The organism is Curtobacterium sp. DN_7.5 (genome assembly GCF_022655355.1).
GTDB lineage: Bacteria > Actinomycetota > Actinomycetes > Actinomycetales > Microbacteriaceae > Curtobacterium > Curtobacterium luteum.
Genome location: NZ_CP093378.1, coordinates 2,443,000 through 2,459,763, shown reverse-complemented (window position 1 = coordinate 2,459,763; position 16,764 = coordinate 2,443,000). Strand labels below are relative to the sequence as shown.

Genomic DNA, 16,764 nt, shown 5'->3' with positions numbered 1-16,764 from the left:
GGACACGCATGAGCATGGGACACGGCGGACGCGGTCCTCGCCCTGGCGGCCGCATCTCGAGCGGCGACTACTCGGCGCAGAAGGCCGCGAACGCCGAGGCCCCGCGGATCCCACACCTGCTCCAGCGCATCTCCGGGTTGTTCGCGCCGCACCGCGCCTCGATCGTGCTGACGGTCGTGCTCGTGCTCGTCGGGGCTGCGCTCTCGGTGATCCCGCCGCTCCTGACGCAGCGCGCCTTCGACGAGGGACTCTTCCCGAAGGGCGGCGGCGGCCCCGACCTCCCCGTCCTGTACGCGCTCGTCGGCGGGATGGTCGGGCTGTGGATCGCCAGCGCCGGGATCGGTGTGTGGCAGACCTACCTGACCGCGACCGTCGGCAACGAGGTCATGGGTGCGATGCGGATGCGCCTCTTCGGCCACCTGCAGCGCATGGAACTCGCGTTCTTCACCCGCACCAAGACCGGGGTCATCCAGTCGCGCCTCCAGAACGACGTCGGCGGTGTCGCGAGCGTGCTCAACAACACGATCTCGTCCGTCCTCGGCAACACGGTGACGGTCATCGCCGCGGTGGTCGCGATGCTCCTGCTCAGCTGGCAGATGACCCTCGTCGCGGTCGTGCTGCTCCCGCTCCTCGTGATCGCGCAGCGGCGCGTCGGCCAGGTCCGTGCCCGCATCGCCGCGCAGACGCAGGAGTCGCTGTCCGACATGACCGCGATCACCCAGGAGGCACTGAGCGTCTCCGGCATCCTCCTCGCGAAGAGCTTCAACCAGCAGCGCAGCGAGACCCAGCGCTACGGCGACGAGAACCGCAACCAGATCCGGCTGCAGGTCCGGCAGCAGATGTCCGGCCAGTGGTTCTTCGCGATCGTCCAGATCTTCCTGTCGATCATCCCCGCGATCATCTACCTGGTCGCCGCGTACCTGATCGTCGGGGACGTCCCGATCACCGCGGGCACGATCGTCGCGTTCACGACCGTGCAGTCGCGGTTGCTCTTCCCGACGGTGGGTCTGCTCCGGGTGGTGCTCGACCTCCAGACCTCCGGCGCGCTCTTCGCCCGCATCTTCGAGTACCTCGACCTGCGACCGGCGATCACCGACTCCCCGACGGCGCGACCAGTGGACGAGTCCCGCCTCGGGCACGTTGCGTTCGACCACGTGACCTTCGCCTACCCGGACGGCGAGCCGGACCACCCGACCCTCCGTGACGTGTCCTTCGAGCTGCAGCCGGGGCAGTTCGCGGCCTTCGTCGGGCCGTCGGGCGCCGGCAAGACGACCGTCTCGTACCTCGTGCCGCGGCTGTACGAGGCGACGAGCGGCTCCGTCCGGTTCGCGGGTGCGGACGTCCGCGACGTCGTGCACGAGGACCTCATGCGGCACGTCGGCATCGTCAGCCAGGAGACCTACCTCTTCCACGCCTCCATCGGGGACAACCTGCGCTACGCCAAGCCCGACGCCACCGACGACGAGCTCGAGCGGGCCGCCCGGGCCGCGAACATCCACGAGACGATCGCGTCCTTCCCCGACGGCTACGACACGATCGTCGGGGAGCGCGGCTACCGGCTGTCCGGCGGCGAGAAGCAGCGGATCGCGATCGCCCGTGTCCTCCTCAAGGACCCGCCGGTGCTCGTCCTCGACGAGGCCACGAGCGCACTCGACTCCATTTCGGAGCGGGTCGTGCAGACCGCGCTCGACTCGGCGGCCGCCGGCAGGACCACGATCTCGATCGCGCACCGCCTGTCGACGATCCGCGACGCGGACGTGATCTTCGTGCTCGACCACGGGGAGATCGTCGAGCAGGGCACCCACGACGAGTTGCTCGAGGTCGGCGGCACGTACGCCACCCTGCACCGGCAGCAGAACGAGCCCGCCGTGACGCCGGGTGTCGGGGCAGGGGGAGTGTCCGGGGTGGCCATCTAGACTCGGCCCGTGCGTTACGCGAACTCCGTCGTCGACCTCGTCGGGGACACCCCGCTCGTCAAGCTCAACCGGGTGACCGGAGGGCTCCGGGCGACCGTCCTCGTCAAGGTCGAGTACCTCAACCCCGGCGGCTCGTCGAAGGACCGCATCGCCACGCGGATCATCGACGCGGCCGAGGCCTCCGGCGACCTCCGCCCCGGTGGCACGATCGTCGAACCGACCTCCGGCAACACCGGCGTCGGCCTGGCCCTCGTCGCCCAGCAGCGCGGGTACCGGTGCGTGTTCGTGCTGCCCGACAAGGTCGGCGAGGACAAGCGGAACGTCCTCACCGCGTACGGCGCCGAGATCGTCGTGACGCCGACCGCGGTGCCCCCGGAGCACCCCGAGTCGTACTACTCGGTGTCCGACCGGCTCGTGCGGGAGATCTCGGGCGCCTACAAGCCGAACCAGTACGCGAACCCGAACGGTCCCCGCAGCCACTACGAGACCACCGGTCCGGAGATCTGGCGCGACACCGAGGGGCAGATCACCCACTTCGTCGCCGGCGTCGGCACCGGCGGCACCATCTCGGGCACGGGCCGGTTCCTCAAGGAGGCGTCCGACGGCCGTGTCCGCATCGTCGGCGCCGACCCGGAGGGCTCGGTGTACTCCGGCGGCACCGGTCGACCGTACCTCGTCGAGGGCGTCGGCGAGGACTTCTGGCCGGCCGCGTACGACGCCGGCGTGCCCGACGAGATCATCGCCGTGACCGACGCGGAGTCCTTCGCGATGACCCGACGGCTCGCCCGCGAGGAAGGCCTCCTCGTCGGCGGTTCGAGCGGCATGGCCGTGGTCGCCGCGCTCCGTGCCGCCCGCGACCTCACCGAGGACGACGTGGTCGTCGTGCTCCTGCCCGACGGCGGCCGTGGCTACCTCGGCAAGATCTTCAACGACCGCTGGATGCGCTCGTACGGCTTCGCCGAGACCGACGACGCCCGGACGGTCGGGTCGATCGTGGCCGGCAAGGACGGCCGGCTGCCCGACCTCGTGCACGCGCACCCGTCGGACACCGTCCGCGACGTGGTCGACATCATGTCGAAGTACGGCGTCTCCCAGATGCCGGTCCTCAGTGCCGAGCCGCCCGTCGTCATCGGCGAGGTCGTCGGCGCCGTCGCCGAGAAGGACCTCCTGGAGCAGGTGTTCACCGGCGCCGCCTCGATGACCGACGCGCTCACGCCGTTCGTCGGCGACCCGCTGCCGCTCATCGGCGTGGGGGAGTCCGTCTCCGCCGCCCGTCGTGCACTCGAGACCGTCGACGCGTTGCTCGTCGTCGAGGACGGCAAGCCCGTCACGGTCCTGACCCGCCACGACCTGCTCACGTCCCTGTCCGAGTGAGCGACCCCACTCCCGTCCGACCGTCCGACCGTCCGACCGTCCGAACGACCGAGGAAGCACCCGCATGACCGAGTTCAGCACCCGCGCCGTCCACGCCGGGCAGGAGCCCGACGCCGGCACCGGCGCCGTCATCCCGCCCATCCACGTCACGTCCACCTACGCGCAGGACGGCATCGGGAACATGCGCGCCGGGTACGAGTACTCGCGCGGCGGCAACCCGACGCGCGACGGGCTGCAGACCCTCCTCGCGGACCTCGACGGCGGTGTCGCGGCGTACTCGTTCGCGTCCGGGCTCGCGGCGGAGGACGCGCTCCTGCGCGCGTACCTCGAGCCGGGTGCGCGCGTGGTGATGGGCAACGACGTCTACGGGGGCACGCACCGGCTGGTGAACCGCGTGCACGTGCCGTGGGGTGTCCAGCTCGTCGTCGTCGACATGAGCGACGTCGACGCCGTGCGGGGCGCGCTCGAGGGTGCTCCCGCGAAGACGGTGCTGTGGGTGGAGACCCCGACGAACCCGCTCATGAAGATCGCCGACATCGCCGGGCTCGCGGAGCTCGGACACGCGGCCGGTGCCCTCGTCGTGGTCGACAACACCTTCGCGTCGCCCTACCTCCAGCAGCCGCTGTCCCTCGGCGCCGACGCGGTCGTGTACTCGACCACGAAGTACCTCGGCGGTCACTCGGACGTCGTCGGCGGTGCGGTGGTGCTCGCGGACGAGGCGCTCGCCGAGGCCGTCGCGTTCCTCCAGTTCGGCGCCGGGGCGATCTCGTCCCCCTTCGACGCGTTCCTCACCACCCGCGGCATCAAGACGCTCGCGGTCCGGATGGAGCGGCACTCCGCCAACGCGCAGGCCGTCGCCGAGTCGCTCGTCGGCGCGCCGGGCGTCGAGCGGGTCTTCTACCCGGGTCTCGCCGACCACCCGGGTCACGAGGTCGCGGCGAAGCAGATGCGCTCCTTCGGCGGCATGCTCTCGCTCTCCCTGTCCGGTGGCGCCGCTGCGGCGAAGCGGTTCGCGGAGTCGACCGAGGTGTTCACGCTCGCCGAGTCGCTCGGCGGCGTGGAGTCGCTCATCGGGTACCCGAGCGAGATGACCCACGCGTCGGTCCGCGGCACCGAGCTCGAGGTGCCCGACGACATCGTGCGCCTGTCCGTCGGCATCGAGGACGCGGGCGACCTGGTCGCAGACCTGCGGCAGGCGCTGACGCGCTGACGCGCTGACGAGACCGCCTGGAGGCTCGTGGCGGCGCCGCCACGAGCCTCCAGTCCGTCAGCCGCTGCCCCACGGCCGTCGGTGGCCGCTCCTAGGATGGTGCGGTGAGCACCGCCGCCCTGCCGAGGACCAGCATCTTCAGCGGCCGGTACGCGCTCGCCACCGCCGGCATGGTCGCGATCGTCGCGGTCGCCGCGTTCCAGAACCTCGCGATGACGACGGTCATGCCGGAGATCAGCCGTGACCTCGACGGCGAGACGCTGTACGCGCTGGCCTTCGCCGCTCCGCTCGCCGCCGGCGTGCCGGGCATGGTGCTCGCGGGCACCTGGACCGACCGGTCGGGCGGCCGTGTCGTCGCGTGGGTGTCGGCGGCGCTCTTCGCCCTCGGGACCGCGGTCGTGATGACCGCGCCGACGATGGAGGTCTTCCTCGCCGGTCGCCTCGTCGAGGGCTTCGGCGCCGGTGCCATCGACGTCGTCCTCTACGTGCTCGTCGCCCGGATCTTCCCCGACGAGCTGCACGGGCCCGTGTTCGGCGCGTTCGCCGCGGCGTGGGTGGTGCCGGCGCTCGTGGGTCCGGCGCTCGCGGGCATCGTCACCGAGGTCTGGGGTTGGCACTGGGTCTTCGCGGGCGCACTCGCCATCGCGGTGCTCGGTTTCGCGGTGCTCGTCCCGACGCTCCGGCACCTGCACCCACCCGCCGCGGAGCTCCGTGCGCCGTGGCAGGGTGCCCGGATCGGCTGGTCCATCGGTGCCGCGCTCGCGATCCTGCTCCTCAACGTCGCGCCCGACCTCGGGGCGTGGGCGCAGGTGGCGGCCGTGGCGGTCGGCGTGGTCGGCACGTGGGCGGCGCTCCGTCCGCTCGTGCCCGCCGGGACCTTCCGCGCGGCGCCGGGGTTGCCGTCGGTCGTCCTCCTGCGCGGTCTCGTCGCCGCGTCGTTCTTCGGCAGCGAGGCCTACGTCCCGTTCCTGCTCCAGGCGAAGCACGGCCTGTCCGCTTCGGCCGCGGGGCTCGCGCTGACCGTCGCAGCACTCAGCTGGGCCGGCTCGAGCTGGCTGCACGGCCGGCTGGGGGAGCAGCGGCTCACGGCGCCCCGGACCTTCACGGTCGGTCTCGGCCTGGTGCTCGTCAGCCTCGTCGCCGCCTTCGCCGTCGCCGCGTTCGGGTTGCCGTGGTGGCTGCTCGTCGTCGGCTGGTTCGTCGGCGGGGCGGGCATGGGCGCGATCTACCCGCGGACCTCGATGCTCACGCTGCGCTTCTCCGGCGAGGGCGACGACGGCTTCGCGAGCAGTGCCCTGACGATCGCCGACGCCGCCGGGAGCGTGATCGGGCTCGCTCTGACCGGGCTGCTCTTCGTCGGCACGGGCGGGGCGGACACGGAGGTGGCCTTCCCGCTGGTGTTCGGCGGCATGATCGCCGTCGCGCTCCTCGCGTGGGCCGCGGTCCGACGACTCGGTCCGGTCCCACCGCCGTCGGCGACGCAGCCGTCCGCCGTCGCGGGCGGGTAGCGTGACGGCCGTGTCCTCCCGCATCGTCGCCGCCGCGGCCGTCGCGCTCGCGGCCGCCCTCGCCCTGACCGGGTGCCAGGGCACGACCTCAGCTGCCCCGACCCCGGTGCAGAGCAGCGACCTCACGAGCTCCGACGGCGGGTTCGACCAGCACGCGATCGTCGGGGTCGTCCTGCTGCACAGCGCGGACACACCGGGCCGCACCTCGGGCGGCGTCCCGCTCGCGACGAGGTTCCACGACGACCTGACGGCAGCGGGCTTCCGTCCGGACGTCCGCGTCGCCGGTGCCTCGGACGCGGCCGCCGACCAACGCCGTGCGCTGCGGGTGCTCGTGCAGCGCGGCGCGAAGGCGATCCTGGTCGAGGCGGCCGACCCGGCGTCGCTGTCCGGCGCGGTCCAGGTGGCGCACGATGCCGGTGTGGTGGTCGTCGCCCTCGGGGACCCCCTCCCGGCCTCGGGCACAGGCGGCGACGGCGTCTCCGCGGACTACCGCGTCCAGGGCTCGGACTCGGACGCGGCCACGGTCGCGCGCGCGACGGCCGTCGTGGAGTCCCTGCAGCGTGGGGAGAAGCCGGCCGGGGCGCTCGAACGTGGTGGACAGCCTGGGAACGGATGACCCCGGCGGCGCAAGTGGTGTCGCGCGTCTCGCGGCGAGTCCCCAGCGAGCGCCCCGTCCGCCCCGGAACGACGGCCTTTGTTCGCTGAGCAGAACGACAGTCCGCACCCCCGCACGGGTGACATCGTTCGTCGGTGGAACCACCGACTGTCCGGTCGTTCCACAAGCTCACTACAGTCGGCTCACCCCAGCTCCCCGGTGAGAGGACCCGAAGTGCAACGACGCCCACCGACCCCTGGTCGGACCGAACCCCGCAGGACCGGCACCCGCACGACCCGCACCGCCCTGGTCGCCCTGACGACCGTCGCGTGCACGATCGGCGCCGTGGCGCTCGCCGCCGGCCCGGCCGACGCGGCCACCCGTCGGACCCTGCCCGACTCCGTCCCCACGTGGGCGACGAGCACGAACGACACCGGCACCGTCGACGCGAGCACCGACGTCGAGGGCGAGGTGTACCTCCCGCTGCAGGACCAGCACGGTGCCGAGGCGCTCGCGAGGGCGGTGTCGACCCCCGGCAACGCCCGGTACCGCAAGCCCCTGAGTCCGAAGGCCTGGATCGCGGAGTACGCACCGACCAAGGCCGACGCCGATGCGGTCACGGGGTACCTCCGCGCCCAGGGCCTCACGATCACGGCCGTCCCGGCCAGCCACGAGTTCGTGGTGTTCCGCGGTCCGGCGTCCGTGGTCGGCTCGGTGCTCGGCACCACGCTGCACAGCTACCGGCACGCCGGCCACACCCTCGTCGCACCCGCGAGCGCACCGTCGCTGCCGTCGTCGATCGCCGGGCTCGTCAGCGGTGTCAGCGTCGACCAGGGCCGGCTGCTCACGCACCCGGAGCTCGTCCAGCAGGGCGAGACCCCGGCCACCTCGACGCCGGCGCACACCCTGCGGCAGCAGGCCACCGGCCCGACCGGCATCCAGGCGCAGTGCTCGGCGTACGACGGGCAGCGCACCGCCACCGTCCCGGCCGCGTACGGGAAGACGACCGTCGACACCTTCGCCTGCGGCTACGTCCCGAAGCAGATCCGCTCCGCCTACGGCGTCGACACCCTGCACGCCCACGGGATCCGCGGTGAGGGACAGACGGTCGCGATCATCGACGCGTACGCCTCCCCGACGATCGTCAGCGACACGAACACCTACTCCGCGCAGAACGGCGAGCCCGGCCTGACCAGTGCGACGTTCGCCCAGCGCGTCCCGTCGCCGTCGCAGTACACCGACCAGGCGCTGTGCCAGCAGCCGAGCGGGTGGCAGGGCGAGGAGACGCTCGACGTCCAGTCCGTGCACGCGGTCGCGCCCGCGGCGAAGATCCTGTACGTCGGTGGCACGAACTGCGGTGGCGGACTCGACGTCGCGATGTCGAAGGTCCTCGACAAGGGCCTCGCGCACCTGGTGAGCAACAGCTACGGCGACGTCGGCGAGAACGTGCCGCTGTCGAGCATCCGCGGCCAGGAGAACCTGCACATCCAGGCCGCCGGCGAGGGCATCGGCCTGTACTTCTCGAGCGGTGACAACGGCGACGAGTCGGCCGCGCTGGGCAGCGCCCAGCCGGACTTCCCGGCGTCGAGCCCGTGGGTGACCGCGGTCGGCGGCACGAGCCTCGGCATCGGCGCGAACGGCCGCAAGACGTTCGAGACCGGGTGGGGCGACGTGCTCGACCAGATCGTGTCCAGCGACCGCGGCGACGTCTACGCCGCACCGCTCCCCGGCAACCTCGTCGGCGGCGGCGCCGGCGGTGGGCAGAGCACGCTCTTCGACCAGCCCGCCTACCAGAAGGGTGTCGTGCCCTCGTCGCTCGCGAACGGCAAGCGTGTGTCCCCGGACCTCGCGGCCCTCGCGGACCCGTACACCGGCTTCGCGATCGGCATCAGCCCGATCACGGACGACAGCTCGCTCGCCACGGGTGACTTCGTGAACGAGACGTACGGCGGCACCTCGCTCGCGTCCCCGCTGACGGCCGCGCTCATGGCGATCGTGCAGCAGTCGACGCACACGCGGCTCGGGTTCGCGAACCCGACGCTGTACGCCACCTACCGTGCGACGCCGAAGGCGTTCAACGACGTGACGTCGCCCGCCTCGCCGATCGCGCTCGCCTACACGAGCGCCACGTCCGGCAAGGACTACCTCGTGACGCTCGACCACGACACGTCGCTCACCACCGCGAAGGGCTACGACGACGTGACGGGGCTCGGGTCGGTGTCGTTCAGCGGTCTGGCGCAGGTGGCGCGCCGGTAGCGCCTGTCGCGTCCGCGACGGACGCCGAGACGGACGGGAGGCCCGGTGCCAGCTGGCACCGGGCCTCCCGTCGGTCTGCTGCGCGCGGTGCGCGCGGGGCGCGACCCGTCAGCGCCACCAGGCCGGGAACGACAGCGTGATCGTCTCGACGAGGGCCCGCCGCGAGCGGCGCGGGCCCGCGAGCCACGCCTCGATCGCGCCGACGAAGCCCTGGGCGACGAACCCGGCGGCGACGTCGTCGAGCAGCGCCGGGCGGTCCTCCGGGAGCTCCGCGATGTGCCGGGCGCTCGACACCGTGAAGTGGTCGACCAGCAGGCGGTGCAGCGAGCCGTCCTCCGGATCCGGGAGGGCCTTGCCGTAGATGTCCTTGTGCGCGACCACGTGCTCGACGACCGCGTCGATGCCCCGGCGCGTGATCGCCGCGAGTTCGTCGGCGTCGGCGCCGCGCTCGAAGGCCGCTCGTCGGGCCGCGGCGTCGTCGTCGCGGATGCGGTCGAGCTCCGGCGTGAGCACGTCGGCGAGCAGGGAGCCGGGGGAGACCGCGTGCGAGTAGAACGTCGCGCGGTTGATCCCGGCCGCGCGCGTGACGTCGGCGACGGTGATGCGGGAGACGGGGCGGTCGGCCGCGAGGTGCAGGATCGCTTCGCGGAGGGCCGCCGTCGTGTGCAGGATCCGGGCGTCGACCATGACACCCACCCCCTTCTTGTCCGGATCGCCCGGTCCACCGGGCAATCAGAACGTACCGCATGTCAGGGGACGCTCAGGTGCGGTTAGGATGGTTCCACGGACGAATCGATTCGATCGCCGCCGCACCAGCCGTCCAGCCGGCTCCTCCCACCCCCCTCACCGTCGAAGGACCCCCTCCGTGACCGCGCCCGCCACCACCGGTTCGCTCCGTGTCGTCCTGCACCCCGGGGACTCGCTCTCCCGCGGGCAGCGACTCGTCTACGTCTTCGTCCTGGGCGCCCTGACCGCGCTCGGGCCGTTCACGATCGACCTGTACCTGCCGGCGTTCCCGTCGATCAAGGACCAGTTCGGCATCACCGACGGGGCGGTCCAGCTCACCCTGACGGCCACGACGCTCGGCTTCGCGGTCGGGCAGCTGCTCGTCGGTCCGTGGAGCGACAAGGTCGGCCGGCGGCTGCCGCTGATCGTCGCCACGAGCCTGCACGTCGCGGCCTCGATCGGTGCCGCGCTCGCGCCGAACGTGGAGGTGCTCGCGCTGTTCCGCGTGCTGCAGGGCATGGGCGCCGCGGCCGGTGGTGTCGTGGCGATGGCGACCGTGCGCGACCTGTTCGGCGGCAAGCCGCTCGTGCGGATGCTCTCGCGCCTGGCCATGGTGAACGGGCTCGCCCCGATCCTCGCCCCGCTCATCGGGTCGCAGATGCTCCGGTTCGTGAGCTGGCACGGCATCTTCGTGTTCCTGGCCTGCTACGGCCTCGCCGTGGTGATCGCGTCCGTCCTGCTCATCGTCGAGACCCTGCCGCCGGCACGGCGTCACGAGGCGGGGCACTCCAGCGTGCGCCAGCGGTACAAGGCGCTGTTCTCCGACCGCATCTTCGTCGGCGTCGCGCTCATCGGCGCGATGGTGTTCAGCGGTCTGTTCTCGTACCTCAGCGCGTCGCCGTTCCTCTTCCAGGGGCTCTACGGGCTGAACGCGCAGCAGTACGGCCTGCTCTTCGCGGTGAACTCGATCGGCGTCGTGCTCGGGGTGCAGATCTCCTCCCGGATCGCGCAGCGCGTCGGCCCGCAGTGGATCCTCGCGTGCTCGACGGCGACCTTGTTCCTCGCCGCGGTCGCGATCATCGTGCTCGACCAGCTCGGCGCAGGGCTCGTCGGGGTGCTCGTGCCGCTGTGGTTCTTCATCGCGGCCTGCGGCTTCTCGTTCCCGCTCGTCCAGGTGATCGGACTCGCGTCGCACGGCAAGGAGGCCGGCACCGCCGCGTCTCTCCTCGGTGCCCTGAACTTCGGCGTCGCCGGGATCATCTCGCCCGTCGTGGGCCTGATCGGCATCACGACGGCGACCCCGATGGCAGCCGTCATGGCGTGCACGTCGGCCGTCGCGGTCGTGCTGCTCTGGACCGTCGTCCGACCGCGGACGGTCCCGGCGCTCTCGCACTGACGTCGGGCGGCGGGTCGGCGGTTCCGGCGGTCCCGGCGGTCGTTCCGGTGCGGTGCGTGTCGTCGCTGTGGAGCGACGCCGCCGCTGACGTCCGACGACGGCGGCGTCGTCTGACGACGGCGGCGTCGTCTGACGACGGCCGGGCCGAACCGGCGACCGCGCGCGTTCGTATGCTGAGCGGCATGAGCGACGCGGTGGAGCAGGCACGGGCGGCGGCAGCGGCGGCGAAGGCCGCCGCGGACGAGGCGCGGAGGCTGGCCGACGAGGCCGCGGCACGCGCCGAGGAACTCGCAGCCGCACTCGCGGCCGCGTCGAGGGACCAGACCGAGGCGCCCTCGGTGACCGGGACCGCGCCTGCGCCCGCGCCGTCGACCGCGGTCAGCGGCGGCGACGCCGCGTCGGCGACCACCGGTCCGGGCGGGACGACGTCCGGGACGGATGCCGCGCCTCCCGGCAGCGGCACGCAGGGCGTCCCTGCGGACGTGACCGGACCGCTCAGCGCGGACGCGGTCGCCGCCGTCCGCGACGGCTACCGGGTGGACGGGAGCGCCCTCGAGCTCGGCGCACTCGTCAACGGTGACGCGCTGCCCGACGTCCAGGTCCGGATCCCGCTCGGCATGCTGAACCGCCACGGGCTCGTCGCCGGAGCGACCGGGACCGGCAAGACCCGCACGCTCCAGGTGCTGGCCGAGCAGATCGCCGCGAACGGCGTCCCCGTCTTCGCCGCCGACGTCAAGGGCGACCTGTCCGGCCTGGCGGTCCCGGGGTCGGGGAGCGAGAAACTGCTCGCTCGGACGGCCGGCATCGGGCAGGACTGGAAGGCCGTCGCGAGCGAAGCGGAGTTCTACAGCCTCGGCGGACAGGGCACGGGCGTCCCGATCCGGGCCACCGTGTCGGGGTTCGGTCCGCTCCTGTTGGCGAAGGTGCTCGGCCTCAACGAGACGCAGGAGTCCTCGCTCGGTCTCGTGTTCCACTACGCGGAACAGGCCGGGCTGCCGCTCGTCGACCTCTCGGACCTCCGCAGCGTGCTCACGTTCCTCACCAGTGACGCCGGCAAGGCGGAGCTCGCCGAGCTCGGGGGACTGTCGAAGCAGACCGCCGGGGTCATCCTCCGCGAGCTCATCACCTTCGCGGACCAGGGCGCCGACCAGTTCTTCGGTGAGCCGGAGATCGACACCCGCGAGTTCCTCCGGACGGCGTCCGACGGGCGCGGCGTCGTGAGCCTGCTCGAGGTGCCGGGCGTGCAGGACCAGCCGCAGGTGTTCTCGACCTTCCTCATGTGGCTCCTGGCGGACCTGTTCAACGAGCTCCCCGAGGTCGGCGACCAGGACAAGCCGGAGCTCGTCTTCTTCTTCGACGAGGCGCACCTGCTCTTCTCCGGTGCGTCGGAGGACTTCACGGAGCAGATCGTGCGCACCGTGCGGCTCATCCGCTCGAAGGGCGTCGGCATCTTCTTCGTGACGCAGACGCCGAAGGACGTGCCGAACGACGTCCTCGCGCAGCTCGGGTCGCGCATCCAGCACCAGCTCCGGGCGCACACCCCGGACGATGCGAAGGCGCTCAGGGCCACCGTGTCGACCTACCCGACGAGCGACTACGACCTCGGCGAGGTCCTCACGTCACTGGCCACGGGGGAGGCCGTCGTCACGGTGATGAACGAGAAGGGTGCGCCGACCCCCGTGGCGTGGACGCGACTGCGAGCGCCGGAGGGATCGATGGAGCCGATGCCCGCGGCGGACCTGGAGGCGCGGGTGCAGGCATCGCCGCTCCTCGCGACCTACGGGACGCGGCTGGACCCCGACTCGGCGTACGAGATGCTCGCGCGCCGGATGGAGGCCGCGGCGGCCGAGGCGGCCGCCGCCGATGCCGAGAAGGCCGCTGCCGCCGCGGCTGCCGAGGCGGAGAAGGAGGCGGCCCGGGTTGCGGCCGCCGCCGCGAAGGAAGCGGCCGCCGCCGCGAAGGCGGCCGCCGCGAAGGAGCGGCAGGAGGAGCGGGACCGGTCGGCGGCGCAGCGGGAGTACGAGCGAGCGCAGCGGGAGTTCGAGCGGGCCGAGCGGGCGGCTGAGGCACGGCGGACGAAGCGGTCGAGCCCGCGGAGGACGACGTCCACGCGCTCGGCGGGGGATCCGCTGTCGGACCTGCTCGGGTCGGGACTCGGTCGGACCATCGCCAAGGAGGTCGTGCAGGGCATCTTCTCGACGCTCCGACGTCGTCGCTGAGGGCAGGGTGCGGTCGACGCCGGGGCCGCACGACCGGGCGCGGTCGGCGCGGGGTGGGTTCGCCGAGCGTCTGCGGAGCTGGCTGGTCGGCCCCGCTGCGCGGCGGGTCGTCCGGGTCGCTGGGCGGCTGGTCGGCCCGCCCGCTACGCGGCGGGTCGTCCGGCTCGGCTACGCGGCGAGGAGGCCGGCTGCCTCGACGACCAACAGGCCGCCGACCACGAGCACGGCGAGTGCACCGACCACGAGGACAGCACGGGACCGCTCGTACCAGGCGCGGCTCGACGGGAAGCGGCGTGCGAACTCGCGCGCCGAGATCGGGCGGGGTGCCTCGGACACGGTGACCCCGAGTTCGTCGACGACGCGGTCGAGGCCCGCATCACCCCACACGTCCGCGCGCATCCGGAACAGGTGCGACCCGTCGGACGCGAAGGCGACGAGCTCGCGGACGGTCCGCTCGACCGATGCGCCGAACGTCTCGACGAGCAGGACGCGGTCGATGTCGTCGCGCGGGATCCGTCGGTTGCCGGTGACCACACCGTGCACGTCCACCGCCCTGGCGTCCACGCCGACGTACGCGGTGCCGAGTCGGACCACGGCGGTGCCGACGACCACGGCGAGCAGGACGACGATGCTCGCCATGAGCGCCCAGAGCCGGAACGGGAAGGACACCCAGACCAGGGCGACGGCGAGCGGGACGGCGGAGAAGACGATGCTCAGTGCGGTCGAGCGGACGAGGGCGCTCCGGGGGCGGACGACCAGGTCGTATGTCCGGGCGCGCGGTCGTACGGTCGCCTGCGCAGTCATGTCCCCCACGTCGGATCCTCCTGAGATGCGGGCACAGCGAGTACCGCTGCCGAGCGACGCCCCTGCCGCCCGTGTCCCGGGGCGACCCGTCCCGGGGTCGCCGTCAGGTCAGCATAGGCGACCGACGGGTACCGGGGACAGCCCGTTCCACCCCGTTCCGTCGTTTCGCGGCCACCCCATCGCTGACGGGGGGCGTCCGGGTCGGCCAGGTGGGGGACCCGGGTGGCTCCGGCTCCGGCTCCGGCTCCGGCGACGGCTCGGGCTCCGGTTCTGGCGACGACTCGAGTTCCGGTTCCGGCGGACGAGGGCCGGGGACGACGAAGGCGCGGGACGACGAAGGCGCGGGACCGGATCGGTCTCGCGCCTTCGTCGTGCGGGTGCTGCTGGCGGAGGATAGGGGATTCGAACCCCTGAGGGCTTGCACCCAACACGCTTTCCAAGCGTGCGCCATAGGCCACTAGGCGAATCCTCCAGGTGCCACCTCACGGTGACGACACCCCATGGTACAGGTCCGCGAGGGTGTGGATGACCACCGGCGTCCACAGGTGGTGACGCTCTCGGCTGGACCGACATGACCGGCGGATACCCTGGTGCCGTGTCGACCCGCATCTACATCACGTCCGCGGAGGGCCACACGGGCAAGAGCACCGTCGCCCTCGGAGTCCTCGAGACGCTCGCCCGCACGGTCGGCCGGGTCGGCGTGTTCCGACCGGTGGCGCGATCGGTCGACGAACCCGACTGGGTGCTCGAACTCCTCCTGCAGCACACCGCCGTGGGGATCTCGTACGACGACGCCGTCGGCGTGACCTACGACGACGTGCACGCCGACCCGGAAGCGGCACTCGCGACGATCCTCCGGCGCTTCGCCCAGGTCGAGCAGCAGTGCGATGCGGTCGTGGTGCTCGGGTCCGACTACACCGACGTCGGCAGCCCCACGGAGCTCTCGTTCAACGTGAAGGTCGCCACCAACCTCGGTGCTCCGGTCCTGCTCGTGCTCGGCGGCCGCGACGCTGCCGACCGCGGGGCACGGACGCCGGAGATGATGGCGCAGGTCGCCGACGTCACGACGAGCGAGCTCCGCGCGGCACACGCGCAGCTCCTCGCCGTCGTGGTCAACCGCGCCGACCCCGACCGGTTGGACGACATCGTGGCGAGCGTCGGGGCCGCCGTGCACGACGACCACGCGGGGGTCCCGGTGTGGGCGATCCCGGAGGACCCGGTGCTCGTCGCCCCGACGGTCCGGGCGCTGCTCGAGGCCACCGACGCGACGCTGATCCGCGGCGACGAGGCCCTGCTGGACCGCGAGGCGCTCGGCACCGTCGTCGCGGGCATGAGCATGGAGAACGTCCTGCCCCGACTCATCGAGGGCGGCATCGTCGTGGTCCCGGGCGACCGCAGCGACGTCCTCATCGCGATGCTGCTCGCGAACCAGTCGGAGACCTTCCCGAGCCTCGCGGGCGTCATCCTCAACGGTGGGTTCGAGACGGCACCGCAGATCACCCGGCTGCTCGAGGGGCTCTCGAGCTCGCTGCCGATCGCGCAGAACACCCTCGGCACCTACGACACCGCGCTCCGCATCACCCAGACGCGCGGGCGGCTCGCTGCCGACTCGCCGCGCAAGGCCGACCTCGCGCTGGCCCTGTTCGAGCAGCACGTCGACGCCGACGAGCTCCGCGACCGGCTCCAGGTCACGCCGTCCGGGGTCGTCACCCCGCTCATGTTCGAGCACGGGCTGCTCGACCGGGCGCGCGGGTACGGCACGCACATCGTCCTGCCCGAGGGCGACGACGACCGCATCCTCCGTGCGGCCTCGACGCTGCTGGCGCGGCAGGTCTGCCGGATCACGATCCTCGGCGAGCCGGCCACCATCCGCGCCCGGGCGACGGAGCTCGGCCTCGACCTCGAACAGGCGCAGCTGCTCAGCCCGTTCGACCCGGAGCTCCGCGAGCGCTTCGCCGAGGAGTACGCCCGGCTCCGGGCGCACAAGGGCATGTCCGTCGAGCTCGCCCGCGACACCGTGACCGACGTCTCGTACTTCGGCACGCTCATGGTGCAGCTCGGACTCGCCGACGGCATGGTCTCCGGTGCCAAGCACACGACGGCGCACACGATCCGTCCGTCCTTCGAGATCATCAAGACGCGGCCGGAGACCTCGATCGTCTCGAGCGTCTTCCTCATGGCACTCGCCGACCGCGTCCTCGTCTACGGCGACTGCGCGGTCATCCCCGACCCGACGAGCGAGCAGCTGGCCGACATCGCGATCTCCTCCGCGGAGACCGCGACCCAGTTCGGCATCGAGCCGCGCGTCGCGATGCTCAGCTACTCGACGGGCGACAGCGGCTCCGGGGCCGACGTCGACAAGGTCCGCGCCGGCACCGCGTTCGTGCGGGAGCGCCGACCGGACCTGCTCGTCGAGGGGCCGATCCAGTACGACGCCGCCGCCGACCCGACCGTCGCGAGCACGAAGATGCCCGACTCCCCGGTGGCGGGCAAGGCGACCGTGTTCATCTTCCCCGACCTCAACACCGGCAACAACACGTACAAGGCCGTGCAGCGCTCGGCCGGTGCCGTGGCGATCGGGCCGGTGCTCCAGGGCCTCCGCAAGCCGATCAACGACCTGTCCCGTGGCGCGCTCGTCAGCGACATCGTCAACACCGTCGCGATCACGGCCATCCAGGCCGGCACCGCGGCGGAGTCCGCCTGAGCAGGCGACCACACCGTCGGCGTGCGCCGACACGACCACCGCGCCCCCTTGCCTCC

11 protein-coding genes and 1 tRNA gene are annotated in these 16,764 nt (G+C 72.5%); 9 read left to right on the top strand and 3 right to left on the bottom strand.

From position 1 onward, the window contains the following. The first annotated feature begins 8 nt into the window (after positions 1–8). The 6 genes from MON03_RS11230 (at position 9) to MON03_RS11205 (ending at position 8,859) form a co-directional block, all read left to right on the top strand. Entirely contained in the window at positions 9–1,916 is a 1,908-nt protein-coding gene (locus MON03_RS11230; protein WP_502798668.1) for an ABC transporter ATP-binding protein, read from the top strand. 9 nt (positions 1,917–1,925) lie between these two features. Next, on the top strand, positions 1,926–3,290 hold the full coding sequence (locus tag MON03_RS11225) for a cystathionine beta-synthase (RefSeq protein WP_242088439.1): 1,365 nt from the start codon (positions 1,926–1,928) through the stop codon (positions 3,288–3,290). Positions 3,291–3,354: 64 nt separating this feature from the next. Next, positions 3,355–4,500 (top strand): cystathionine gamma-synthase, encoded by a 1,146-nt coding sequence (locus MON03_RS11220; RefSeq protein ID WP_175329439.1) that lies wholly within the window; start codon positions 3,355–3,357, stop codon positions 4,498–4,500. Between the two features lie 104 nt (positions 4,501–4,604). After that, complete coding sequence (locus MON03_RS11215; protein WP_242088435.1) at positions 4,605–6,008, top strand: MFS transporter; 1,404 nt, start codon at positions 4,605–4,607, stop codon at positions 6,006–6,008. A gap of 10 nt (positions 6,009–6,018) precedes the next feature. Beyond that, positions 6,019–6,624 (top strand): type 1 periplasmic-binding domain-containing protein, encoded by a 606-nt coding sequence (locus tag MON03_RS11210; RefSeq protein WP_222835002.1) that lies wholly within the window; start codon positions 6,019–6,021, stop codon positions 6,622–6,624. A gap of 213 nt (positions 6,625–6,837) precedes the next feature. Beyond that, positions 6,838–8,859, top strand: a complete 2,022-nt coding sequence (locus MON03_RS11205; RefSeq protein WP_242088433.1) for a S53 family peptidase — start codon at positions 6,838–6,840, stop codon at positions 8,857–8,859. Positions 8,860–8,967: 108 nt separating this feature from the next. Here MON03_RS11205 and MON03_RS11200 read toward each other — a convergent pair whose 3' ends face one another. Further along, positions 8,968–9,546, bottom strand: coding sequence for a TetR/AcrR family transcriptional regulator (locus MON03_RS11200; RefSeq protein WP_242088431.1), 579 nt, complete (start codon positions 9,544–9,546; stop codon positions 8,968–8,970). Positions 9,547–9,724: 178 nt separating this feature from the next. Between MON03_RS11200 and MON03_RS11195 the strand changes: the two genes are divergently transcribed. Next, a complete protein-coding gene (locus tag MON03_RS11195) occupies positions 9,725–10,981 on the top strand; it encodes a multidrug effflux MFS transporter (RefSeq protein ID WP_175329436.1) in 1,257 nt (418 codons plus the stop codon). Positions 10,982–11,163: 182 nt separating this feature from the next. Beyond that, a complete protein-coding gene (locus tag MON03_RS11190) occupies positions 11,164–13,200 on the top strand; it encodes a helicase HerA-like domain-containing protein (protein WP_242088429.1) in 2,037 nt (678 codons plus the stop codon). A 168-nt stretch (positions 13,201–13,368) separates the two neighbouring features. Here the strand turns inward: MON03_RS11190 and MON03_RS11185 are convergent, their stop codons facing one another. Together MON03_RS11185 and MON03_RS11180 are read right to left on the bottom strand one after the other, a co-directional pair. Beyond that, positions 13,369–14,013, bottom strand: coding sequence for a hypothetical protein (locus MON03_RS11185; protein WP_175329434.1), 645 nt, complete (start codon positions 14,011–14,013; stop codon positions 13,369–13,371). A 375-nt stretch (positions 14,014–14,388) separates the two neighbouring features. Then, positions 14,389–14,476: transfer RNA gene (locus MON03_RS11180), tRNA-Ser, on the bottom strand. A 123-nt stretch (positions 14,477–14,599) separates the two neighbouring features. Here MON03_RS11180 and pta point away from each other — a divergent pair. Next, positions 14,600–16,708, top strand: a complete 2,109-nt coding sequence (pta, locus tag MON03_RS11175; protein WP_242088427.1) for a phosphate acetyltransferase — start codon at positions 14,600–14,602, stop codon at positions 16,706–16,708. Positions 16,709–16,764 lie beyond the last annotated feature (56 nt).